The organism is Rhodopseudomonas infernalis (assembly GCF_022271405.1).
Classification (GTDB): Bacteria; Pseudomonadota; Alphaproteobacteria; order Rhizobiales; family Xanthobacteraceae; genus Rhodopseudomonas; species Rhodopseudomonas infernalis.
Genome location: NZ_JAJNAL010000061.1, coordinates 1 through 20473 on the forward strand (window position 1 = coordinate 1; position 20473 = coordinate 20473).

Annotated in this window: 22 protein-coding genes; 12 read left to right on the forward strand and 10 right to left on the reverse strand. The window is 66.5% G+C overall.

Annotation, left to right across the window (positions count from 1 at the left end; genetic code table 11):
- Positions 1-120: 120 nt before the first annotated feature.
- The 6 genes from ligA to LPW26_RS23990 all read left to right on the forward strand — a co-directional run bounded on the left by ligA (position 121) and on the right by LPW26_RS23990 (position 4117).
- The gene (gene ligA / locus LPW26_RS23965) at positions 121-510 is read left to right on the forward strand and encodes a protocatechuate 4,5-dioxygenase subunit alpha (protein WP_238738262.1); all 390 of its coding nucleotides are present in this window, start codon (positions 121-123) and stop codon (positions 508-510) included.
- A complete protein-coding gene (locus LPW26_RS23970) occupies positions 510-1364 on the forward strand; it encodes a class III extradiol dioxygenase subunit beta (protein WP_238738263.1) in 855 nt (284 codons plus the stop codon). The genes ligA and LPW26_RS23970 overlap by 1 nt, the downstream gene beginning before the upstream one ends.
- Before the next feature lies 1 nt (position 1365).
- Entirely contained in the window at positions 1366-2325 is a 960-nt protein-coding gene (locus tag LPW26_RS23975) for a Gfo/Idh/MocA family oxidoreductase (protein WP_238738264.1), read from the forward strand.
- A gap of 236 nt (positions 2326-2561) precedes the next feature.
- Entirely contained in the window at positions 2562-2951 is a 390-nt protein-coding gene (locus LPW26_RS23980) for a hypothetical protein (RefSeq protein ID WP_238738265.1), read from the forward strand.
- Positions 2952-3050: 99 nt separating this feature from the next.
- Entirely contained in the window at positions 3051-3464 is a 414-nt protein-coding gene (gene hisE / locus LPW26_RS23985) for a phosphoribosyl-ATP diphosphatase (RefSeq protein WP_238738267.1), read from the forward strand.
- 71 nt (positions 3465-3535) lie between these two features.
- The gene (locus LPW26_RS23990; protein ID WP_238738269.1) at positions 3536-4117 is read left to right on the forward strand and encodes a YqaA family protein; all 582 of its coding nucleotides are present in this window, start codon (positions 3536-3538) and stop codon (positions 4115-4117) included.
- Between the two features lie 6 nt (positions 4118-4123).
- Here the strand turns inward: LPW26_RS23990 and LPW26_RS23995 are convergent, their stop codons facing one another.
- Genes LPW26_RS23995 through LPW26_RS24020 form a run of 6 tightly spaced genes read right to left on the reverse strand, consistent with a single transcriptional unit; the run spans position 4124 to position 10447 of the window.
- Positions 4124-4852, reverse strand: a complete 729-nt coding sequence (locus LPW26_RS23995; protein WP_238738270.1) for a GntR family transcriptional regulator — start codon at positions 4850-4852, stop codon at positions 4124-4126.
- Entirely contained in the window at positions 4849-6984 is a 2136-nt protein-coding gene (locus tag LPW26_RS24000; RefSeq protein WP_238738272.1) for an acetate--CoA ligase family protein, read from the reverse strand. The genes LPW26_RS23995 and LPW26_RS24000 overlap by 4 nt, the downstream gene beginning before the upstream one ends.
- Complete coding sequence (locus LPW26_RS24005; protein WP_238738274.1) at positions 6984-7769, reverse strand: enoyl-CoA hydratase/isomerase family protein; 786 nt, start codon at positions 7767-7769, stop codon at positions 6984-6986. Before LPW26_RS24005 ends, LPW26_RS24000 begins: the two co-directional genes overlap by 1 nt.
- 25 nt (positions 7770-7794) lie before the next feature.
- Entirely contained in the window at positions 7795-8586 is a 792-nt protein-coding gene (locus tag LPW26_RS24010; RefSeq protein ID WP_238738277.1) for an ABC transporter permease, read from the reverse strand.
- Positions 8587-8606: 20 nt separating this feature from the next.
- Positions 8607-9389 (reverse strand): ABC transporter ATP-binding protein, encoded by a 783-nt coding sequence (locus tag LPW26_RS24015; protein ID WP_238738278.1) that lies wholly within the window; start codon positions 9387-9389, stop codon positions 8607-8609.
- Positions 9386-10447, reverse strand: a complete 1062-nt coding sequence (locus tag LPW26_RS24020) for an ABC transporter substrate-binding protein (protein ID WP_238738279.1) — start codon at positions 10445-10447, stop codon at positions 9386-9388. Before LPW26_RS24020 ends, LPW26_RS24015 begins: the two co-directional genes overlap by 4 nt.
- Before the next feature lie 434 nt (positions 10448-10881).
- On the opposite strand from LPW26_RS24020, the gene LPW26_RS24025 reads away from it, so the two are divergent.
- The 5 genes from LPW26_RS24025 to LPW26_RS24045 all read left to right on the forward strand — a co-directional run bounded on the left by LPW26_RS24025 (position 10882) and on the right by LPW26_RS24045 (position 14738).
- Complete coding sequence (locus LPW26_RS24025; RefSeq protein ID WP_238738280.1) at positions 10882-11478, forward strand: hypothetical protein; 597 nt, start codon at positions 10882-10884, stop codon at positions 11476-11478.
- A gap of 132 nt (positions 11479-11610) precedes the next feature.
- Positions 11611-12582: an NAD(P)H-dependent flavin oxidoreductase gene (locus LPW26_RS24030; protein WP_238738281.1), complete on the forward strand. Its 972-nt coding sequence runs from the start codon at positions 11611-11613 to the stop codon at positions 12580-12582.
- A 142-nt stretch (positions 12583-12724) separates the two neighbouring features.
- Positions 12725-13498: a thioesterase family protein gene (locus LPW26_RS24035; RefSeq protein WP_238738282.1), complete on the forward strand. Its 774-nt coding sequence runs from the start codon at positions 12725-12727 to the stop codon at positions 13496-13498.
- A gap of 123 nt (positions 13499-13621) precedes the next feature.
- The gene (locus LPW26_RS24040) at positions 13622-13861 is read left to right on the forward strand and encodes a hypothetical protein (protein WP_238738283.1); all 240 of its coding nucleotides are present in this window, start codon (positions 13622-13624) and stop codon (positions 13859-13861) included.
- A 142-nt stretch (positions 13862-14003) separates the two neighbouring features.
- Positions 14004-14738: a hypothetical protein gene (locus LPW26_RS24045; RefSeq protein ID WP_238738284.1), complete on the forward strand. Its 735-nt coding sequence runs from the start codon at positions 14004-14006 to the stop codon at positions 14736-14738.
- A 94-nt stretch (positions 14739-14832) separates the two neighbouring features.
- On the opposite strand, the gene LPW26_RS24050 is transcribed toward LPW26_RS24045, so the two are convergent.
- A complete protein-coding gene (locus LPW26_RS24050) occupies positions 14833-16488 on the reverse strand; it encodes a tetratricopeptide repeat protein (protein WP_238738285.1) in 1656 nt (551 codons plus the stop codon).
- A gap of 208 nt (positions 16489-16696) precedes the next feature.
- On the opposite strand from LPW26_RS24050, the gene LPW26_RS24055 reads away from it, so the two are divergent.
- A complete protein-coding gene (locus LPW26_RS24055) occupies positions 16697-17803 on the forward strand; it encodes a S8 family serine peptidase (protein ID WP_238738286.1) in 1107 nt (368 codons plus the stop codon).
- Here LPW26_RS24055 and LPW26_RS24060 read toward each other — a convergent pair.
- The 3 genes from LPW26_RS24060 to modB all read right to left on the reverse strand — a co-directional run bounded on the left by LPW26_RS24060 (position 17776) and on the right by modB (position 20314).
- Positions 17776-18357 (reverse strand): DUF2478 domain-containing protein, encoded by a 582-nt coding sequence (locus LPW26_RS24060; protein WP_238738287.1) that lies wholly within the window; start codon positions 18355-18357, stop codon positions 17776-17778. The two genes, LPW26_RS24055 and LPW26_RS24060, sit on opposite strands and share 28 nt — an antisense overlap.
- A 143-nt stretch (positions 18358-18500) precedes the next feature.
- Positions 18501-19631, reverse strand: coding sequence for a molybdenum ABC transporter ATP-binding protein (gene modC / locus LPW26_RS24065; protein ID WP_238738288.1), 1131 nt, complete (start codon positions 19629-19631; stop codon positions 18501-18503).
- The gene (gene modB, locus LPW26_RS24070) at positions 19628-20314 is read right to left on the reverse strand and encodes a molybdate ABC transporter permease subunit (protein WP_238738289.1); all 687 of its coding nucleotides are present in this window, start codon (positions 20312-20314) and stop codon (positions 19628-19630) included. Before modB ends, modC begins: the two co-directional genes overlap by 4 nt.
- Positions 20315-20473 lie beyond the last annotated feature (159 nt).

Here is a 20473-nt window from a genome sequence, read left to right on the forward strand (position 1 = left end):
GCAGGGCCGAGCGGCTCAGACTCGCGGAGACGCCCCCTCACCCCACCCCTCTCCCCGCACGCGGGGAGAGGGAGCTGCCGCCGCCATTCGTAACTAACAAGTCCTAGAGGAGACTCCGCCATGCCCCTCGACAAACCCTATACCGACGTGCCCGGCACGACGATCTTCGACGCCGACATGTCGCGCCAAGGCTATCACCTGAACCAGTTCTGCATGTCGCTGATGAAGGCCGAGAACCGCGCCCGCTTCAAGGCGGACGAGCGCGCCTATCTCGACGAATGGCCGATGACCGAGGAGCAGAAGCAGGCGGTGCTCGACCGCGACCTCAATCGCTGCATCTCGCTCGGCGGCAACATCTACTTCCTCGCCAAGATCGGCGCCACCGACGGCAAGAGCTTCCAGCAGATGGCGGGGTCGATGACCGGCATGACCGAAGACGAATATCGCAACATGATGATCAATGGCGGCCGCTCCGCCGAGGGCAACCGCTACATCGGGGAGAAGAAGTAATGGCTCGGATCACTGCCAGCGTCTACACCTCGCACGTCCCCGCGATCGGCGCCGCGATCGACATGAAGAAGACCGGCGAGGACTATTGGAAGCCGGTGTTCAAGGGCTACGAGTTCTCCAAGCAGTGGCTGAAGAACGAAAAGCCCGACGTCATCTTCCTGGTCTTCAACGATCACGCCACCGCGTTCAGCCTCGACCTGATTCCGACCTTCGCGATCGGCACCGCGGCGGAGTACACGCCGGCCGACGAAGGCTGGGGGCCGCGCCCGGTGCCGAAGGTGATCGGCCATCCCCGGCTCGCCGGCCACATCGCGCAGTCGGTGATCCAGGACGATTTCGACCTCACCATCGTCAACAAGATGGACGTCGACCACGGCCTCACCGTGCCGCTCAGCCTGATGTGCGGCGAGCCGCAGGCCTGGCCCTGCCCGGTGATCCCGTTCGCCGTCAACGTCGTTCAATATCCGGTGCCGTCGGGACGGCGCTGCTACATGCTCGGCCAGGCGATCGGCCGTGCGATCCGCTCCTACGACGAAGACCTCAACGTGCAGATCTGGGGCACCGGCGGCATGAGCCACCAGCTCCAGGGCCCGCGCGCCGGCCTGATCAACCGCGAGTGGGACAACGCCTTCCTCGACCAGATCATCAATGATCCCGAGGCGCTGTCGAACAAGCCGCATATCGACTACGTCCGCGAGGCGGGTTCGGAAGGCATCGAGCTGGTGATGTGGCTGATCGCGCGCGGCGCGATGGGCGACGTCGCCGGCGGGCCGAAGCCCAAGGTCGCCCATCGTTTCTATCACGTCCCGGCCAGCAACACCGCGGTCGGTCATCTGATTCTGGAGAACGCCTGACATGGCAAAATCGATCAAGGTCGCACTCGCGGGAGCGGGCGCGTTCGGCATCAAACATCTCGATGGCATCAAGAACATCGACGGCGTCGAGGTGGTGTCGCTGATCGGGCGCCGGCTGGAGCCGACCCAGGAGGTCGCCAAGAAATACGGCATCGATCACGTCTCGACCGAGCTCGCCGATGCGCTGGCGATCAAGGAGGTCGACGCCGTCATCCTGTGCACGCCGACCCAGATGCACGCCGAGCAGGGCATCGCCTGCATGAACGCCGGCAAGCACGTCCAGATCGAGATCCCGCTGGCGGATTCGCTGGCCGATGCGCAGGCCGTCGTCGATCTGCAGAAGAAGACCGGGCTGGTGGCGATGTGCGGCCACACCCGCCGCTTCAATCCCAGCCATCAATACGTGCACAACAAGATCAAGGCCGGCGAGCTGAACATCCAGCAGATGGACGTGCAGACCTACTTCTTCCGCCGCACCAACATGAATGCGCTCGGCCAGCCGCGCAGTTGGACCGACCACCTGCTGTGGCACCACGCCGCCCACACCGTCGATCTGTTCGCCTATCAGGCCGGCTCCCCGATCGTGAAGGCCAATGCGGTGCAGGGCCCGATCAACCCGAACCTCGGCATCGCCATGGACATGTCGATCCAGCTCAAGGCCGCCAATGGGGCGATCTGCACGCTGTCGCTGTCGTTCAACAATGACGGCCCGCTCGGCACCTTCTTCCGTTACATCGGCGACACCGGCACCTACATCGCCCGCTACGACGATCTGGTGAACGGCAAGGAAGAGAAGATCGACGTCTCCAAGGTCGACGTCTCGATGAACGGCATCGAGCTGCAGGACCGCGAATTCTTCGCCGCGATCCGCGAAGGCCGCGAGCCGAACGCCAGCGTCGCCCAGGTGCTGCCCTGCTACCAGGTGCTGCACGACCTCGACCAGCAGTTGGCGAAGGGCTGAGCTGATCAGCCTCTCCCCGTCATTGCGTGGAGGCGAAGCCGACGAAGCAATCCAGCCCGGTGTAAGGAGCTGGATTGCTTCGCCTTCGGCTGCAATGACGGGGTTTGTGGTTGCTTCTTCGTGATACGTGACATTGATCACGCGCGCGGTTGAGTTTCTCCAACGGAACTTTTGATGCCCCATCGGGGTTAGTTCCCGCAGTGGCCGCGGTGCGGCCTTTTGATGCGGAGATTCCGATGTTCGAGCGTAGCATCCAGCGGTCCAGCGGCATTCGCGCCGTGGCGATCGCGACCGTTGCGGCGATTGGGGTCGCCGGCTTGCAGCCCACGGCGGCCGTTGCGGCCCCCAGGACGGCCGACAAGTCGCCGACTGTGTCGCAGCATCACATCACCGACTTCAGCGCCCGCAAGAAGCGCTATGTGCGCCGCGGTGGCGGCGGCGGAAATGCCGCGGCGGCCGCTGCGTTTGCCGGCATCATCGGGACGGTCGGCGCGATCGCCGCCAGCCAGGCGCGTCGCGATTACTATGGCCCGGGTTATTACGGGCCCGGACCCGGTTATGGCTATTACGGCGGCGGCCCGGCCTATGGCGGCTATCCGGGTTACGGCTATTACGATCCGTACTGATCACTTCCGCAGCACAGCCTGCGACAACATCGCAGAGGCAACTCTGCGATGTTCAGTTGTGTTAACGCCACCGCCGTCCAATTGCGGTAGGCTGCCCGGATGAACGATTCGGTCGACAGGCTCTATCAAGCAGTCCTCGCTGCGCGGGATCTCGATCCGGCGACCTCGCGCACGGCCAAGCTGTTCCGTGGCGGCTCAGGGAAGATGGCCAAGAAGCTGGCCGAAGAGGCGATCGAGGTCGTGATCGACGCCGTCAACGGCAACCGCGAGGCCGTGATTCGGGAAAGCGCAGATCTGATCTACAATCTGACGGTGCTGTGGGCCTCGGCAGGCGTCCGCCCACAGGACGTGTGGCAAGAGATGGACCGTCGCGAAACCCTGCTCGGCATTGCTGAAAAGCTCCCAAAGGCGCGGGTGAAGTCCGGCCCGCATCTGCCAAAATCGCCTTCCAGCGGTGTGCGGCGACCGATCGCCGAGTTGGACGCGGCCCGGGCTGCGCGGAAGCGGCGCTAAGGCCGCGGTTTCCGACCAGGCGTCACATTTGTGGCATGGACAAAGCAGCGCCGGGATGGTTGATCCCGCCCATGTTGAGACGAATTTACGACTGGTGCATCGACGCCGCCCATAAGCCCTTCGCGCTGTGGATCCTTGGGATGATCTCCTTTGCGGAGAGCTCGTTCTTCCCGATCCCGCCGGACGTGATGCTGATCCCGATGTCGCTGGCGCGGCCGGAGCGGGCGTGGTTCTACGCCGCGCTGTGCACCGTCACCTCGGTGGCCGGCGGCGTGGTCGGATATCTGATCGGCGCGGTGCTGTACGACTCGGTCGGCCACTGGCTGATCCAGCTCTATGGCTACGGCGACAAGGTCGAGGCATTTCGTGCCGGCTACGCCGAATGGGGCGCCTGGATCATCCTGCTGAAGGGCCTGACGCCGATCCCATACAAACTGGTGACGATCACCTCCGGCTTTGCCGGCTACGACATCTGGTCGTTCATCCTGTTTTCGATCATTGCCCGCGGCGGTCGGTTCTTCATCGTCGCGATCGTGCTCAACCGCTGGGGCGACGTGATCCGCGAGCAGATCGAAAAACGCCTGACGATGTGGGTGACGATCGGCGCCGTGGTCCTGATCGCCGGCTTCATCATCGCCGCCCGGCTGGTGTAGCCCGCCTTAGCGGGCTTTCCGAGAGGTCCGCGTTTCGGACGGCGCCTTCAAGGCGCGCGGAGCGGTTTTGGCTTTCGGGCCGGCCGGCTCGCCGAGGTGGCGGAAGTGCATGGTGTTTTCGATGTGGCCGCGCATCGCCGCCGCGGCGGCGCGCTCGTCGCGCGCCTCCAAGGCATCGAGCACGCGGCCGATTTCGGCCAGCGCGCTACTGATGCGGGTCGGCGAGCCCTTGCTGGCGACCCGGATCCAGCGGACCTTGTCGACCAGATTGAGCAGCACCTCGGCCAGCACCTTGTTGGCGGCCGCCTCGTAGATCGCGAGGTGAAATTGCAGATCGAGCTCGAGATACTCGTCCATGCGGTCGGACGACACCCGCTTGCCCAGCGCCGCGAACGCCCGGCGGAAATGCGCGATCGTCGCCTCCTCCATCCGCGTCGCCGCGCGGCCGGCGAGATGCGCCTCCAGCAGCATCCGCGCCTCGAGGATCTCGGTGATTTCGACGTCCGACAGGCCGCGCACGAAGGTGCCGCTCTGCGGCGAGATCTCGATCCAGCCCTCGCTCTGCAGCCGCGCAAAAGCGGTGCGGACCGGTGAGCGGCCGCAGCCCAGTTCGCTGGCGATCCGCGCCTCGGAGAGCTTGTCGCCGGGCTGATACACCAGTTCGGTGATCCGGCGCTTGATCTCGCGATGGATCAGGGCGGCCCGGCCGTTGTCGTTGCTGAAGGTCGAAATCATGTCTGCGTCTTGCCCGAGTGGCCGCGGTCGGTCGTGACCAGTACGCAATCCAGCGCAATGCAGCCGCTGCCCTCCTCTAGCACGGCGAGCGGATTGATCTCGACCTCCACAATCCGGTCCTTGAAGTCGACGATGAACCGCGACAGCGCGCTGACCGCGCGCGCGACCGCCCGAACGTCTCCCTGCGGAGCGCCGCGAAAGCCGGACAGCAGCCTGGCCACCTTGGTGGCCGCAATGGCCTCGAACGCAGCGGCCTCGTCGATCGGTGCCGCGCGGATGGCAACGTCCTTGTAGAGCTCGACCTGCACACCCCCGGCACCGACCACCACCAGCGGCCCGAACTCGGGATCGATCCGGGCGCCGACAAAAATCTCGCCGACCGATGCGACCTGCTGCTGGACAAGAAAGCCCAGCACATCCGCGGCCGGGAATGCCGCCAGCGCCATTTGCATGGCGTCGAGGGCGCGGCGGAGTTCCTCGTCAGAGCGGAGCCCGACCTTCACCAGCCCGGCGTCGGACTTGTGCAGCACGTTGCTGACCAGCCCTTTCAGGACGACCGGGTAGCCGATCTCGGCGGCGGCGCGCAGGGCCTCCTCCGGAGTCGCCGCCAGCATGTCCCGCGGTCCGCGAACGCCGTAGCTTTTCAGCACCGCGCGCGCCTCGTGCTCGGCGGCGAGCCGGTGCGACGGCACGGCCGCCAACGCCGCGCGCGCCGGATCGGCTTCGGCAGGGATTGCTTCTGCGGCTGCCGACGGCTGTGTCGTCGCCCATTGCAGATAGCGCGAGATCGCCGACAGGCCGGTGCCGGTGCCGCGCAGATACGGCACCTGCAGTCGGTCGGCCATCGCCTGCAGGGTCGGGTGCGGCTGGTCGGATACGTTGGACAGCGCCACGAACGGCGTGGCCGCGGCGGCGGCGCCCCTGGCGATCGACTCGAGCAGCGTGGCATAGCGGCCGGCCTGCTGCGCGCCGAGGCCGCCGGGGGCGTCCTGAAACAGCACCAGTGCGCCGACGTCCGGCTGCGCCGCAATCGCCTCGGCACAGGTCATCGCGACCTTGGGATCGTAGATGCCGGCCCAGGTCAGATCGAGCGGATTGGAGACATGGGAGAACGCCGGCAGCACCGCCGTGATCGTTTCGGCGGCCGGGCCGAGCGGCGCAAAGCCGATGTCGAGATCCTCCGCGGCGTCGTGCACCAGCGCGATCTCGCCGCCCGACACCGACAGGCCACCGAGTTGCCGCCCGGTCGGCCGCACCCGCAATTTGGACGCCAGCAGCGTGGTCTCGATCAGTTCGTCGAGCGAGCGGACCTGGATGGCGCCGGCCGCACGCAGCGCCGCGTCGCAGGCCTCGTCGCTGCCGGCGATCGCGCCGGTGTGGGCCAGCACGGCGGCCTTGCCGGATGTCGAACGGCCGCTCTTCAGCACGATCACAGGCTTGTCGGCGGCGCGCGCCCGGCGAACCGCGGCCATGAAGGACGCCGCCCGTTTGATCTGTTCGGCGAAGACCAAAATCGTGGTGACGTTCGGGTCGTCGACCACCGCCTCGATATAGTCCGCCGCGGTCGTCACCGCCTCGTTGCCGGTCGTGATGATGTGACTGAAGCCGAGCCCGCGGGCCGAATTCAGAAGCGCGATCCCGATCGATCCGCTCTGCACGATCGCCGCGACGCCGCCGCGCGGCACTTGGTCGGGCAGCGAGGTGCCGAACAGCGCGCTGCGGCTGGTGAAGCTGAGCAGCCCGAGGCAATTCGGGCCGCACACCGCCAGATCATGGGCTTCGGCGACCTCGACCAGCGCACGCTGCGCCGCCGCGCCGTCGCGGCTCTCGCCGAAGCCGCTCGACAGGATGGCGAGCGCCCCCGCTTGCTTATTCGCAGCCTGCCGCGCGACGTCGATCACGGCCTCTGCCTGGACGGCGACGAACACCGCGTCGACAGTGCCGGGGATGTCGGCGAGCGACGGATAGGTGGCGCGGCCGAACAGCGTCGGTGCGCGCGGATTGACCAGATGGACCGCCCCCTCGTAGCCGACGAAGTCCAACGCCTTGAAGGCGTTGTAGCCCGGCCCGACCTTCTCGGACGCTCCGACGATCGCGATCGAGGAAGGCGCGAGCAGACTGCGGATGCCCATCAGCGCGCTCCGAAGTTCGGCTTTCGCTTTTCGACGAAGGCCTTCGGGCCCTCGTGCGCGTCGGGATGCGCGAACACGCGATCGCAGATCTCGAGCTCGAAATCGACCATGTCATTCCAGCTTTCGCGGGAATTGAACGCAATCGCCTCGCGGGTGGCGCGGATCGCGAACGGCGATGCGGTGGCGACGCGCTGCGCCGCGATCATCGCTTCCTTCTCGAGATCGGCGCGCGGCACCACCTTGGTGACGAGACCGAAATCGCAAGCAGTCTTGGCGTCGAAGTCGTAGCCGAGCAGCAGGATGTCGAGTGCGCGATTGCGCCCGACGTAGCGCGGCAGACGCGTCAGTCCCATGCCCCAGCTCGGCACCATGCCGATATAGGCGTCGGCGGCCCTGAACACGGTGTCATCCGCGGCGATCCGCAAGTCGCAGGCCCAGCCGATCGCCGTGCCGCCGCCGATGCAATAACCGTGGATCGCCGCGATGATCGGCACCGTGAAATTTTCGAGGCGGTTGAGAGTCTTGCGTCCGAGCGCCTGAAACGCCCGCGAGCCTTCCGGCGTGCCGAAATCCGCCTCTTCGCGCAGATCACCGCCGGCGCAGAACGCCCGGTTGCCGGCGCCGGTGAGGATCACGCAGCGCGTCTCCTGGTCCTGTTCGATCTCGTCGAGGCGCGCATGCAGCGCATTCATCAGCTTGGTCGACGCCGCATTCACCGGCGGATTGTCGAGCGTCAGGATGGAGACGGCACCTTGCTTGTCGAGTCGCACCAGGGAGTTTGTCACGGTCGGGTCCTTGTTGGTGATGATTTCAGTTGGAGCCTGAGCGGATGTCGGGCTTGGCCCAGAACACCAGGCGCAGGTGCAGGTAGCGGATCAGCGCGTAGAGAATGATGCCGACGAGGGCGAGGATCAGCAGCACCGCGAACATCCCGGCGATGTCCATGTTGTAGTTGAGCTGCAGCAGCAGATTGCCGAGGCCGCGGTCGGCGCCGATGAACTCGCCCACCAGCGCGCCGGTGATGCTGAGCACGATGCCGACATTGAGGCCGGCGAAGATGAACGGCAGTGAATTGGGAAATACCACCATGCGAAACTGCTGCCAGCGCGAGGCCACCAGCGAGCGCATCAGATCGAGCTTGTCGGCTTCCACCGTCGAGAAGCCGACAATGGCGTTGATCAGCACCGGGAAGAACGAGATCACCGCGGCGATCAGGATCTTGGATTCGATTCCGATGCCGATCCACACCACGATCAGCGGCGCCACCGCGACCTTCGGCAACGCCTGCAGGCCGACCAGATAAGGCATCAGGGCGCGCTCGATGATCACCGAGCGGGTGACGAGGAACGCGAAGAAGATTGCGCTGATCGAGCCGACGACGAAACCGCCGAGCGCTTCGAACAGCGTGATCAGGAAATTCTCGACGAGCAGGCCGCGACTTTGCAATGTCCACAGCGCGCGCAGGATTTCGCTGGGCGTCGGCAGCAACAACTTCGACACCCCCATCGCGGCCGGGACGTACTCCCAGACCAGCACGATGATGGCTCCCGCCAGCAGCGGAAGTCCCTGGCGTTCCAGGATACTGAGCAGACGGCTGTTCATCGCGGGCTCCTCATCGGCGGTCAGGCCGCCGGAACGGCGGTGAAGTGGCCGCGCAGCCGCTCCGCCAGGGCCACGAACAGCGGGTCCGAGCGGGTCGCGGCAGAGCGCGGCCGCGCAATCGGCACATCGATCACTTCGCGCACAAAGCCCGGCCGCGGCGCGAACACCGCGACCTTGTCGGACAGCAGCAGCGCCTCCTCGATCGAATGCGTGACCAGCACCACGGTCTTGCGGCTGACCTCCCAGATCCGCAGCAGTTCGAGATTCATCGCCTCGCGGGTCAGCGCATCGAGCGCGCCGAACGGCTCGTCCATCAGCAGGATGCGGGGGTCGTGCATCAGCGCCCGGGCGATCGCGGCGCGCTGCCGCATGCCGCCCGAGAGTTCGTCGGGGTAGCGGTCGCCGAAGCCGCCGAGACCGACCAGTTCGAGCAGTTCGCCGGCGCGCTTCCGTGTCGCGGCGGCGTTGAGCTTCATCACTTCGGCCGGCACCGTGACGTTCTGCAGAATAGTCCGCCACGGCAGCATCACCGGGCTCTGGAACACCAGCCCGATATCGCGGCGCGGGCCCCGGACGGGGACGCCGTCGATATTGATCGCGCCGGCCGAAGCTGTTTCCAGCCCGGCGATCATCCGCAGCAGCGTGCTCTTGCCGCAGCCCGACGGGCCGACGATGCAGATGAACTGATTGGCGGCGACGCCGAGCGAGGTGTCGGCCAGCGCCAGCAGCGAGGTGCCGGAGCGCGACCTGAACTCCTTCCTGACGTCGCAGACGTCGATCAGCGGCGCCGGCGACGACATCATCGATAGGCCTCGGCCTTGCGGGCGATCGCCGCCTTGTCGAAGTGATCGATCCGGTCGACGAACGTGTTGGTGTAGTACGCGCTGACGTCGGGCTTGGCGTTGATCATCCCGACGTCAAAGAAGAACGCCTGGGTGGCCTTCCACTCATCGGCCGTGAAGGCGCCGAAGCGCGGATCGGCGCGTCCGTCGAGCTTGTATTTGGCGATGCGCGACTCCAGCACATGCACCGCTTCGCGGAGCGCCTGGTCTTCGGGAATGTTGGCGGGCTTCGAGGCCGGATAGCGCGCCCAGTGCAGCCGCACGGCCGCTTCCGGATTGGCGAGCGTGAATACCACGCTCTTGGCGATGCCCTCGGCGAAGGCCACGACGGCGTCCGGCTTGTCCTTGATGAAGGCGCCGTTGCCGATCAGCATGATGCTCAGCAGCTTCGAGGTGCCTTCGGTCTCGAAGTGGCGGAACTGGAAGCCGGAGTTCTCCAGGATCGCATAGGCCCAATCCCACATCGCGATGGCGTCGACCTGATTGGCCTTCAGCGCCGCGGCGGATTGCGGCCCGAGCCCGATGGGCAGCCATTTGACGTCCTTCTCGGGATCGAGGCCGATGCCGCGCAACATCGCCTTGGCGACCGCGGTGGCGCCGCTCGACAGGCTGACGACGCCGATGGTCTTGCCCTTGAGGTCGGCGAGGTTCTGCACCGAACTCTGCTTCACCACCGCGATGGTGTAGATCGGCTCGCGGGCGTGATTGTAGACCGCCCGAATATCGGCGCCACCCTGGCGACCGACGAGCAGCGCTTCGGGACTCGCCATGGTGAACTCGGCCGAGCCCGAGATCACCACCTGGGTCGCGCCGGTCGAGCCGTTGAACGGCGTGACCGTGACATCGAGCCCGGCGTCCTTCCAGAACCCGAGTGCCTCCGGCACCGAGGAATGCGGCGCCTCGGCGACGCCGGGACTTGGTGAAGTGAGCAAATAGCGGATCTTGGTCTGGGCCGCGGCCGGCTGAGCCAACAGCATCGCGACAAGGGCCAACCAGGCAGTTCGAGCAAACACCGTCATCGACATGCTCCTAGGACTGAACTGCAACTAGCCTACCAGTTAACTAGATAACCAGTTTGCGCGAAGATTCCCCAGCGGTTGCCGGATAAGGCGCCAAAGCCATCACCACGCGGCGCGGCCGTTGGGGCGGTGCGTCATTCAGGTGCAAACCGTTGAAGCGTCTTGGAGTTGTTGCGCGATGGCGGGGCCGGAGCTGATCACCAGCCGACGGCGTCGGCGCCTGCGGTGATCAAACCACGGGCACGACCGGCCAGCGGACGGCTGCCTCCTCCACGCTTCGGCAAGACGAATCGCGGGACTTCGCGGCAGGCGCAGCGCAAGTCAGTTTGCGCAGCGGCCGGGCGATGCTGGCTGAACTCACTCTTTTGATTTTTTGCGCATTGCGACGACGCGATTGCCTTCACCCTGTCAACACAGCCGCGTAAGCTGTGACGATGCCGCGTTCGATCACTCCGCGTTCCCCTGTCCGCCTTTGCTTCACATTCCTGACTGCGCTGTTCGTTGGGCTGGCCGGGATCCATCCCGTCAGATCCCAGCCGTCGCCGCCGCCACCCGAGGCGGCTCCGCAGCCGCGCGATAATCCGGGGCTGGTCAACGAGATCGGCAAGCTGCTCAAGGACTCCGGTTCGTTGCTGACAGATCCCGGCTCGCTGCTGCCGAGTTTCGTCCGGCCGGACAGCAAGCCCGACGCGCCGGCCGCGGCGGCGGCGCCCGAACCCTCTGCCCAGCCCCAACCTTCTGCTCAGCCCGCCTCGATGCCGGCCGCGCAGCCGGCCGCCCCTGCGGTCGCCTCGCCGATCGTGCCGGCGATGATCAACGGCCGCCAGGTCTGCCCCACTCCGGCGGGTGGCGCGGCCGACTGTGCCGCGGCGGCGATCATGCTGTGCCGGACCAAGGGTTATCAGCAGGGCCGCAGCCTCGCGGTCGACGCCACCGAGAAGTGCTCCGCCAAGGTGCTGATCCCCGGCCGGGCCCGCGAACCGGGCGATTGCCGCACCGAAAATTTCGTCACACGGGCTTGGTGCCAGTAAGCCGGCGGCTTTTCTTCGCGCTTGCGTCAACGGGCTGCGATTTCGGCAAAATCCGCCTTGCAGCCGTGTTCCTCGCTTGCTTTTGTGTCGCCGCGGTTGCACCGCCAAACACAACAAGAGGAGACTTCCCGGATGCCGATGCCTGCGTTGTTCAAGGGCCGCCTGTCGATCCCGGTGATCGGCTCGCCGCTGTTCATCATTTCGACGCCTGATCTGGTGATCGCGCAATGTAAGGCCGGCGTAGTCGGCTCGTTCCCCTCTCTCAATGCCCGCCCGGCGGCGCTGCTCGACGAATGGCTGCACCGCATCAAGGAAGAACTCGCCGCCCACGACAAGGCGCATCCGGATCGCCCCTCGGCGCCGTTCGCCGTCAACCAGATCGTCCACAAATCCAACAACCGGCTCGATGCCGATCTGGCGCTGTGCGAAAAGCACAAGGTGCCGATGCTGATCACCTCGCTCGGCGCCCGCGAGGAGCTGAACCAGGCCGCGCATAATTGGGGCGGCATCGTGTTCCACGACGTCATCAACCAGCGCTTCGCCCACAAGGCGGTCGAGAAGGGCGCCGACGGCCTGATCCTGGTCGCGGCCGGCGCCGGCGGCCATGCCGGCATGCAGTCGCCGTTCGCCTTCGTCACCGAGACGCGCTCCTGGTACGACGGCCCGATCGCGCTGTCGGGCGCCATCGGCAACGGCAAGGCGATCCGCGCCGCGCGCGTGCTCGGCGCCGACTTCGCCTATATCGGCTCGGCCTTCATCGCCACGCAGGAAGCCAACGCCGTGCCGCGCTACAAGGAGATGATCACCACCTCCGGCGCCGACGACATCGTGTACTCCAACCTGTTCACCGGCGTGCACGGCAACTATCTGAAGCCGTCGATCCTGGCCGCCGGCATGGACCCGGACAATCTCGAACAGTCCGATCCGTCGAAGATGAACTTCGGCACCGACGAATCCGGCGAGCGCGCCAAGCCGAAGGCCTGGAAGGAAATCTGGGGCGCCGGCCAGGGCATCGGCAGCATCACCGGCATCGTGCCGGTTTCCGAGATGGTCGCCCGCTTCAAGCAGGAATACGACGCCGCCATCGACGCGCCGCTGGCGTAGTTCGACTCTAAACACCACCCCGTCATCGCGAGCGAAGCGAAGCAATCCAGCTCAGTGCACCGCGCTGGATTGCTTCGTCGCTTCGCTCCTCGCAATGACCGGGTGAGGCCTTGATCTGTCGACTGATGCTTCGGATGAACTGATGGACGCGATCTTCCGTATCGACGGCAATGCGATCGAGACCAGCGGCCATGCCGCCGGCCCGTGGGATCCGACGATGCAGCACGGCTCGCCGCCGTCGGCGCTGGTGGCGTATCTCGCCGAGCGGATGCCGACGCCGTCACCGATGCATGTGGTGCGGGTGACGGTCGATCTGCTCAGGCCGGTGCCGGTCGGTCCGCTGACCTACGAGACCGAGGTGCTGCGCGAGGGCCGCAAGATCCAGCTGTGCGGCGTCCGGCTGAAATCCAACGGCGTGGTGGTGGTGAACGGCACCGTGCTCAAGGTGCGCAACGCCTCGCCGCAATTGCCCGATCACGTCGAGCAGCCGGCGCTCGACGTGCCGCTGCCGGACGACTGCCCGCCGCTCGATGTCGGCTACACCCGCAATCCGTTCGTCGGCGGCATGTCGCTGCGCAAGGTGCGCAACGGCTTCGGCTCGATCGGTCCGGGCGCGACCTGGTACCGGGCCGACCGGCCGCTGATCGAGGGCCAGCCGACCTCGCAGCTGATGCGCGCGGTGATCGCCTCGGACTTCAGCAACGCGACCTCGGCGGTGCTCGACTTCCGGCACTGGACCTTCCTCAACGCCGACCTCAACGTCTTCCTGGCCCGCCAGCCGATCGGCGACTGGATCCTGCTGAACTCCGAGATGTGGCTCGGCCCGGACGGCGCCGGCACCGCGGCGTCCCGGCTCGCCGACCAGCACGGTTACTTCGGCCGGGCCATCCAGAACCTCGTGATCGAGCAGCGCTGAGCCTCCGGGCCGGCGCTTAAGTGCGTATTAACCATCCCCGGACCAACTATAGGGCTGCCGCGCTGCGGCGGCCTCCTTGCGAAGCAGCCGCGCCGGCACCACCGGATCGAAGTGGACGCCGCCATGCTGATATCGGACAAGACCCCCGCTTCTCTCGATGAGATCAGGCACCGCGTGGCGCGGGCGCTCAACCGCAACCCGCTGTGCCGCGACGTGCGGTTCGAAATCGTCGCGACGCCGCGCACCCGCAAGGGCGGCAACTGGACCATCACCATCCAGTCGGTGGCGCCCGACGCGCTGTGGGAGGCCTCGGAAATCGTCTCCGACATCCAGGAAGCCTACGAGCTCAACGCCGCGGCCTGACGGGACGCCCCCGCTGTTGCGGAACCTGCCCGGCGCGCTGGGGTGCGCCGGCACGCGCGCTCTCGCGCCCCATCGGGGTGCAGGGTCATATTTCTTCTGCATTTATCGGCGAGACATGCGACCGCTCGCGACGGAGACGATCTTGACCAAAGCAGCGACCCTTCTGGCCATGTTGTGCATGCTGATCGCCGGCACCGCGGCCGCGACGATCCTGACGCGCGAAAGCGTGCCGCCGGCCGGGCTGTCCTTCGCGGACACGGCCGCCCTGATCCCGGTATCGAACCGCGAGGCCAAGACAGACAAGCTGCTGCTGGCTGCCGTGGACGACGAAGCGGCTGGTTCCGATGCCGCCGCCCAGGCCACCGACGACGCGCCCGCGCAGGACGCGCCGACCCAGGCCAGCGCCGACGAGCCGGCTGCCGCGCCGGTCCAGCTCGCTTACGCGGCCACCGACGACGGCGGACTGACCATTCCCACGCCGGAGCCGCGCGCCAAAATCGCCGAGCCCGCCACGAGGCTGCCGCCGGTGGTCGCCACAGCGCCGGTGCAAAAGCCGAAGCCCGCCAAGCCGAAGCCGCCGGCACTACTCAGCGACGCGCAGATTTCGCAGCTCAAAGGCCGGCTGAATCTGTCGTCATCGCAGGAATATTACTGGCCGTCGGTGGAGCAGGCGCTGCGCGCGATCGGCCGCAAGCTGCACGCCGCCCGCTACGTCGCCGACAACGGCCCACCGCCGATCGATCCGGACAGCACCGAGGTGCAGCAACTGAAATACGCCGCGATGCCGCTGCTGTTCCAGATGCGCGAAGACCAGAAGCAGGAAGTCCGCAAACTCGCCCGCTCGATGGGCCTGGAGCAGGTCGCGCAGCAGATCTGATCCGAGATCGGCAAAGACGGCGCACGGCGCTTTGCCCGTTCGGCGAGTGGAACGCCGAGCGTGAAGAGAACGACCTGCATTCAGCCCTGCCTGTTCAGCCCTGTGTGAATGGCTCGGAGCCGTCCGGCGCGTTGCGGTCGAGCCAGCCGGCCTCGCGTCCGGGGACGAGTTCGAGGCCTTCGACCAGATGGTCGATCCAGGTTCGGTCGACGAACGGCAGCCATTCGAAATAGCGCCTGGAGAAATTCGGTTTGGCCGCCACCAACTCGTCCGCCGCCATCTGCGCTGCGATCGGGTCGCCGTTGCGAACCAGGGCATTGATCTTGAGAACGTGCGCGTACCAATAGGCCGGCCGCCGTGTCAGCGACAGCGATGCATGCTCGATCGCATCGGTCCAGCGCCCGAGCATCGTATAAGCCAGCGCCAGTTCGCCGAGCGCATAGAAAATGTTGGGATCGTTCGAGCTCAGTCGCAGCGACGACTTCAGATAGTCGATCGCCTTGGCGGGGTCGCCGGCGAGATTGTAGCAGCCGCCGAGCTGCGCATGCGCCAGCGCCAGACTCGGGTTCAGCGAGATCGCGTGCTGCAGCAGCGTCTCGGCTTCGTCGTAATGGCGCAGCCACATCTCGGCGATGCCAGCCAGCATGAAGCCGCGGCCGTCTTCGGGATCGGCCAAGCTGGCCTGCTGTGCCATCCGGCGCATGCGCAGCACAGCATCTTGCGGCTGCCGGCCGGCCCAGATCGACCACGCCAGCGCCGAGGTGGTCTGAATCAGCGCCTCCGGCGAATGCGGATCGAGCGCCAGTGCCTCGGCAAACAGCTTCTGCGCCATTTCGGAATCGGTCCGGGTGAGGCGGTTCAGATGCCAACGGCCTCGCCAGATCAGGTCGCTGACGCCCAGCGTGTCCTGCCGCTTGGCGCGGATGCGGATCTGCTCGGCGTGCTCGATGCGGCTCTCGAGTTGCGCCACCAGTTCGTTGACGAACTGCTCGAGCTCGTCGCGCTGCGCCGACGATCGCAGCGTGAACCGCCGCGACCAAATTGCATAGCCGGTCGCGGACTCCGACAGGCTGGCCGAGACGCCGAACGCTTCGTAGGTGCGGTACAGATGCCCCTCGATCAGATAGTACGCGCCGAGTTGCTGACCGACCAGCTTGCGGTCGATCGTGTCGGCAAAAGAAAAGCTCGAATTGCGCGCGATCACCGGCAACCAGCGAACGCGCGACAGACCGACGATCAGTTCCTCGCTGATACCTTCGGCCAGATAGTCCAGCGCCTCGTCGCCCGTCACGTTGATGAACGGCAGCACCGCGATCGCCTGATTGCCGGTGAACCCGACTGGCGGCTGAGTGGCATCGAAGATGGAGCTCGGCAGTGCGTTCGGCTGCGGGATGCCCGGCGCGGCGCGCGGCGCAGCCAACAGCGTTGCGCGTCGCTCGCGCAGCCAGTCACGAAAGCCAGCCTCGCCGGGAATATCGAGACCTTCCAGAAATTCGCCGGCCGAATGCGGATCAATGCGGTCGTCGAGCGCGTCGACACGGACCAGATCGAGCCGAAGGCGAATGCGATCACGGTCGCTGACCAGCAATTCGACGTCACCGCCATTCAACCGTTTGCGCAGATTGGAGAGTTCGCGCCGCAAACTGCCCGCCGCTTCGGCGTGGCGGCGGCTGCCCCACAGCCGATCCTGCAGCCAGCCGCGGGTCCGCTCACCGTTGCGCGACATCGCCAGCATGGCGATGACCGCCATCCCCTTCTTACTGGAGATCTCGATGGGCTCGCTGCCCCGAACCAGTGTGAAGCGCCCCAACAGAGTCAGTTTGAGACGCGCGGACTCTCCCGTCATGCCTTCCGTTACCCCAATTCAACTTAGAATAGCATTTTTCACGGAAGTATCACGCGATTTTCACGCGCGGGAGTCCCACGATAAGCAGACGAGAGGGGGCGCGATAAGGAAAATGCACCGCGTGCTTTTCCGCAGAACGAAATTTTCGGGAGAGCATTCGGAAGCCGCCGGCACTCGGGAAGACATCGGTGTCGCGCATGCGAGTAGTTCGCATGATGAACTGCGGCGACGTGCGTGCGGCGGGCGGGCTGGTGAAATGGTAGTGGCAATCGGTACGGAATTCCAGAAGGAAATTCTGTTTGCATTGGGCGGCGGGGACTCGCGAATTAGCATCGCGATTTTGGATGGACCGGTCGATCGGACGCATGATTGCTTTCGCGGCGCACGGCTAGTGCCGCTCGACACCCCAGCGGTGGCTCGATCCGGCGACGGTGCGACGACCGCGCAGGGTACCCATATCGCCAGCTTGATCTTCGGTCAGCCGTGTAGCTCGGTAGAAGGTGTCGCGCCGCTGTGTCGGGGGCTGATCGCCCCGATCTTTCGCGGCGACCGACTTGGCGCCAGCCAGGCGGATCTGGCTCAAGCGATCGGAACGGCGCTCGATCACGGCGCGCATGTCATCCTTGTCAGCGGCGGCATGCTCGAAGGCAGGCAGCCGACTGACGAACTGATCGCCGCGGTGAAGCGGTGCAACGAACGCAACGTCCTGATCGTGGCCGGGGGCGCTCGCGATGGCTGCGGCAGCCTTCTGCGCCGCAGCGGTGCGACCCGCCTGTTTCCGGTCGGCGCGATCGACCGGCGCGGCCGGCTGATCGGGGGTAGCGATCCCAGCCTGCACGAGTTGGGCATCGTGGTGCCGGGCGCAGCGGTGCTGGGAGCAGAGCTGGAAGGCCACATCGGCGAACGCCGCGGCGCCAACTACGCGGCTGCGCTGATCGCCGGCGTCGCCGGATTGCTGCTCGGTGCGCAGACTCTGCGCGGACTGCCGCCAGACCCGGGCGCGGTCGGCGAGGCGATGCTGAGCAGCGCCACACCGCGCCTGGCCGACCGCAACTCTGAATGCCAGCGCGCCTGGATCGGCCGTGCCAATATCGAAGCCGCAGCGGCGCGCCTCAAGGTGCTTCAGGAAACCACGACGGCGTCCCCGTTCGGCATGTGGCATCGCGCCCAGACAACTTCACTGTGGTCAGATCACGCCGCGTTCCGGCCGCGGGCGTGACCCTGCCACCAAGCCTCCAACGCTTCCAACGTCGGTGGCAGCGACACTGACAGGCCGCCGGCGAAATCGTCCCAGACGGCTTCAGCCTTCGGCGTCACCACGCAGGCGACCGGCACGCCGGCCGCGACCGCTGCCTGAAACGCAGACATCAACCCGCCGCGCTGCGCTTCCTGGCCGCCGAACCGACTGAGCACCACCAGTTCGGGCTTGCCGGCGAGCGCCCGCTCGACCGCGCCGGCCGCCAGCGCCAGCGACGACGAGTTGAGGTTGCAAGCCTGCGATCCCGAGCCGAGATCCTGATGCATCGCGTAGCGATCGCCGGTGGCGACGTCGATCAGTTCGCTGCGGCATTCGCAGCCTTCATGGCCGCCCTCCCCATGTCCACCGCCGGGGTGGCCCCGACCGGTGTCCTCCGGCGGCACGATAACGCCGACCACGGCGACGCCCTCGGCCTTGCGGCGTAGCGCGAAGGCGGTGAGAACATCGGCGGCCGGCGTTCCGGGCCCGCCGCGCACCGCCGCGATGGCCATCGATTGATCGCTTGGTAAAGACATTGTCTGATCTCCTCCAACACCCGTGGACGAACGACGTCGCAGTCCCGACACGGTCGGTACTCGTGTAGGTGACTGGGCCTTCGTCGTGGCACTGATGGCGACTATGCGAAGGGCGTGCCGCTCGGCCACACCCGCAGCAATGATTAGTTCGGCGGCTCGCTGACGGCGCGTTCCGGTGCCAGCGCGACGCCCTTGACCTGCGCGAACACATCGAGGCCCTCGGCGAACTGCAACTGATCCCACGACCTTCGCGTCACCCGCGCCAACAGCCGCACGCCACCGCCGTTCGGGCCAAGCGCCAGCACCACCAGCACTTCGTTGGGACCGATCGCGGAGGTCGAGACAATCCGCACCGCGAGCGCATTGAGGATCGAGGTCTCGCGCGGCGCTTCGCGCGACAGGCTGACGTCACCGGCCGCGATGCGGATGCGCCGGCGCTCGCCGGCGGCGACCGGCGCGGATGGGACCAGCAATTGCCCGCCGTCGATCCGCAGCGTCAGCAGCCCATAGATCGGATCATAGGTGTCGACCGTGGCGTCGACATTCACCGCGGCATCGCGCGAGGTCGCAAGCGGCAGCGCCGGATTGCTTTGCAGGTCGGATAGCGGCCCGGCGCCGATCACCTGCCCGCCCCGCATCAGGATCAGATGATCCGCCAGCCGCTCGATCTCGGACATGTCGTGGCTGACATAGATCACCGGAAGCGACAGCCGCGCATGCAGCCGCTCGAGGAACGGAAGAATCTCGTCCTTGGTGAGTCGGTCGAGTGCCGACAGCGGCTCGTCCATCAGCAGCAATTTCGGCTGCGACAGCAGCGCGCGCCCGATCGCGACGCGCTGGCGCTCGCCGCCCGACAGATTGCGCGGCGCGCGCGGCAACAGCCTGGCGAGACCAAGCAGTTCGATCACTTCGTCGAACGCGATGTCGCCGGCGAGCGGCCCTGCCGGACGCTTCGGCGCGCCGTACAAGAGATTGGCCTTCACCTCGAGGTGCTGGAACAGGCTGGCTTCCTGAAACACGTAGCCGATCGGCCGCTGGTGCGGCTTCAGGAACGTGCCGTCATCCTGCCAGACGTCGCCGTCGACCTCGCACAGGCCGCCCGGCATATGCTGCAGGCCGGCGAGGCAGCGCAGCACGGTGGACTTGCCGCAGCCGGACGGCCCGAACAGGCCGGTGATGCCGGTCGCCGGCACGCTGAACGACGCGTCGAGCCCGAAGCCGCCGAGCCGGCCGCGAAATTCGCCACGAATGCTGCGCGGAGACTTGGCCCTCATCCGCGAATCCGCGCGGTGCGTTTTTCCAGCATCATCATGGTGAGGATGACCACGAAGGCGAATGCCGCCATGCCGCCGGCGAGGATGTTGGCCTCGCGCCACTGCGAGGTTTCGACATAGTCGTAGATCGCCACCGACAGCACCTTGGTGCGTCCCGGGATGTTGCCGCCGATCATCAGCACGATGCCGAACTCGCCGACCGTGTGGGCGAAGCCGAGCACCGCGCCGGCCAGGAAGCCCGGCCGCGCCAGCGGCACCGCCACCGTCCAGAACGCCTTCATCGGAGAGGCCCGCAGCGTCGCCGCGACTTCGAGCGGACGATCGCCGATCGCATCGAACGCGTTGCGGATCGGCTGCACCACGAACGGCATCGAATAGATCACCGAGCCGAACACCAGGCCGCCGAAGGTGAAGGCCAGCGTGCGCCCACCCCACAGCCCGGCGATCGCACCGCCCGGCCCGTCCGGTCCCATCAGTACCAAGAGATAGAAGCCGAGCACCGTCGGCGGCAGCACCAGCGGCATCGCCACCACCGCGGCGACGCCCTCTTTCCACGCCGCCTTCGACCGCGACAGCCACCACGCGATCGGCGTCCCGACGATCAGCAGGATCACTGTGGTGATCACCGCCAATTCGACGGTGAGCCAGACCGGCTGCCAGATGTCGGGGGGAAGATTGCTCATCGGCGAGTCCGGCGTTGTGCGAGGCGCGCCGTACTAACCTCTCCCCGTGTGCGGGGAGAGGTCGACCGTCGGAGCGAAGCGAGGACGGTCGGGTGAGGGGGCGCTTCCACGCGGCCGAGCGGCTCAGGCAGGAGGAGAGGGGGGGGGGGGGGGGGGGGG

Bases quoted from the DNA above. Each gene is read 5' to 3' on its own strand.
- ligA (WP_238738262.1), top strand. From the start codon at position 121: ATGCCCCTCGACAAACCCTATACCGACGTGCCCGGCACGACGATCTTC.
- LPW26_RS24055 (WP_238738286.1), top strand. From the start codon at position 16,697: ATGCACCGCGTGCTTTTCCGCAGAACGAAATTTTCGGGAGAGCATTCG.
- LPW26_RS23970 (WP_238738263.1), top strand. From the start codon at position 510: ATGGCTCGGATCACTGCCAGCGTCTACACCTCGCACGTCCCCGCGATC.
- LPW26_RS24060 (WP_238738287.1), bottom strand. From the start codon at position 18,357: ATGTCTTTACCAAGCGATCAATCGATGGCCATCGCGGCGGTGCGCGGC.
- modB (WP_238738289.1), bottom strand. From the start codon at position 20,314: ATGAGCAATCTTCCCCCCGACATCTGGCAGCCGGTCTGGCTCACCGTC.
- LPW26_RS23975 (WP_238738264.1), top strand. From the start codon at position 1,366: ATGGCAAAATCGATCAAGGTCGCACTCGCGGGAGCGGGCGCGTTCGGC.
- LPW26_RS24035 (WP_238738282.1), top strand. From the start codon at position 12,725: ATGGACGCGATCTTCCGTATCGACGGCAATGCGATCGAGACCAGCGGC.
- LPW26_RS24040 (WP_238738283.1), top strand. From the start codon at position 13,622: ATGCTGATATCGGACAAGACCCCCGCTTCTCTCGATGAGATCAGGCAC.
- LPW26_RS24015 (WP_238738278.1), bottom strand. From the start codon at position 9,389: ATGATGTCGTCGCCGGCGCCGCTGATCGACGTCTGCGACGTCAGGAAG.
- LPW26_RS24050 (WP_238738285.1), bottom strand. From the start codon at position 16,488: ATGGCGGTCATCGCCATGCTGGCGATGTCGCGCAACGGTGAGCGGACC.
- hisE (WP_238738267.1), top strand. From the start codon at position 3,051: ATGAACGATTCGGTCGACAGGCTCTATCAAGCAGTCCTCGCTGCGCGG.
- LPW26_RS23990 (WP_238738269.1), top strand. From the start codon at position 3,536: ATGTTGAGACGAATTTACGACTGGTGCATCGACGCCGCCCATAAGCCC.
- LPW26_RS24025 (WP_238738280.1), top strand. From the start codon at position 10,882: ATGCCGCGTTCGATCACTCCGCGTTCCCCTGTCCGCCTTTGCTTCACA.
- LPW26_RS24010 (WP_238738277.1), bottom strand. From the start codon at position 8,586: ATGAACAGCCGTCTGCTCAGTATCCTGGAACGCCAGGGACTTCCGCTG.
- LPW26_RS24020 (WP_238738279.1), bottom strand. From the start codon at position 10,447: ATGACGGTGTTTGCTCGAACTGCCTGGTTGGCCCTTGTCGCGATGCTG.
- LPW26_RS23995 (WP_238738270.1), bottom strand. From the start codon at position 4,852: ATGATTTCGACCTTCAGCAACGACAACGGCCGGGCCGCCCTGATCCAT.
- LPW26_RS24000 (WP_238738272.1), bottom strand. From the start codon at position 6,984: ATGGGCATCCGCAGTCTGCTCGCGCCTTCCTCGATCGCGATCGTCGGA.
- LPW26_RS24030 (WP_238738281.1), top strand. From the start codon at position 11,611: ATGCCGATGCCTGCGTTGTTCAAGGGCCGCCTGTCGATCCCGGTGATC.
- modC (WP_238738288.1), bottom strand. From the start codon at position 19,631: ATGAGGGCCAAGTCTCCGCGCAGCATTCGTGGCGAATTTCGCGGCCGG.
- LPW26_RS23980 (WP_238738265.1), top strand. From the start codon at position 2,562: ATGTTCGAGCGTAGCATCCAGCGGTCCAGCGGCATTCGCGCCGTGGCG.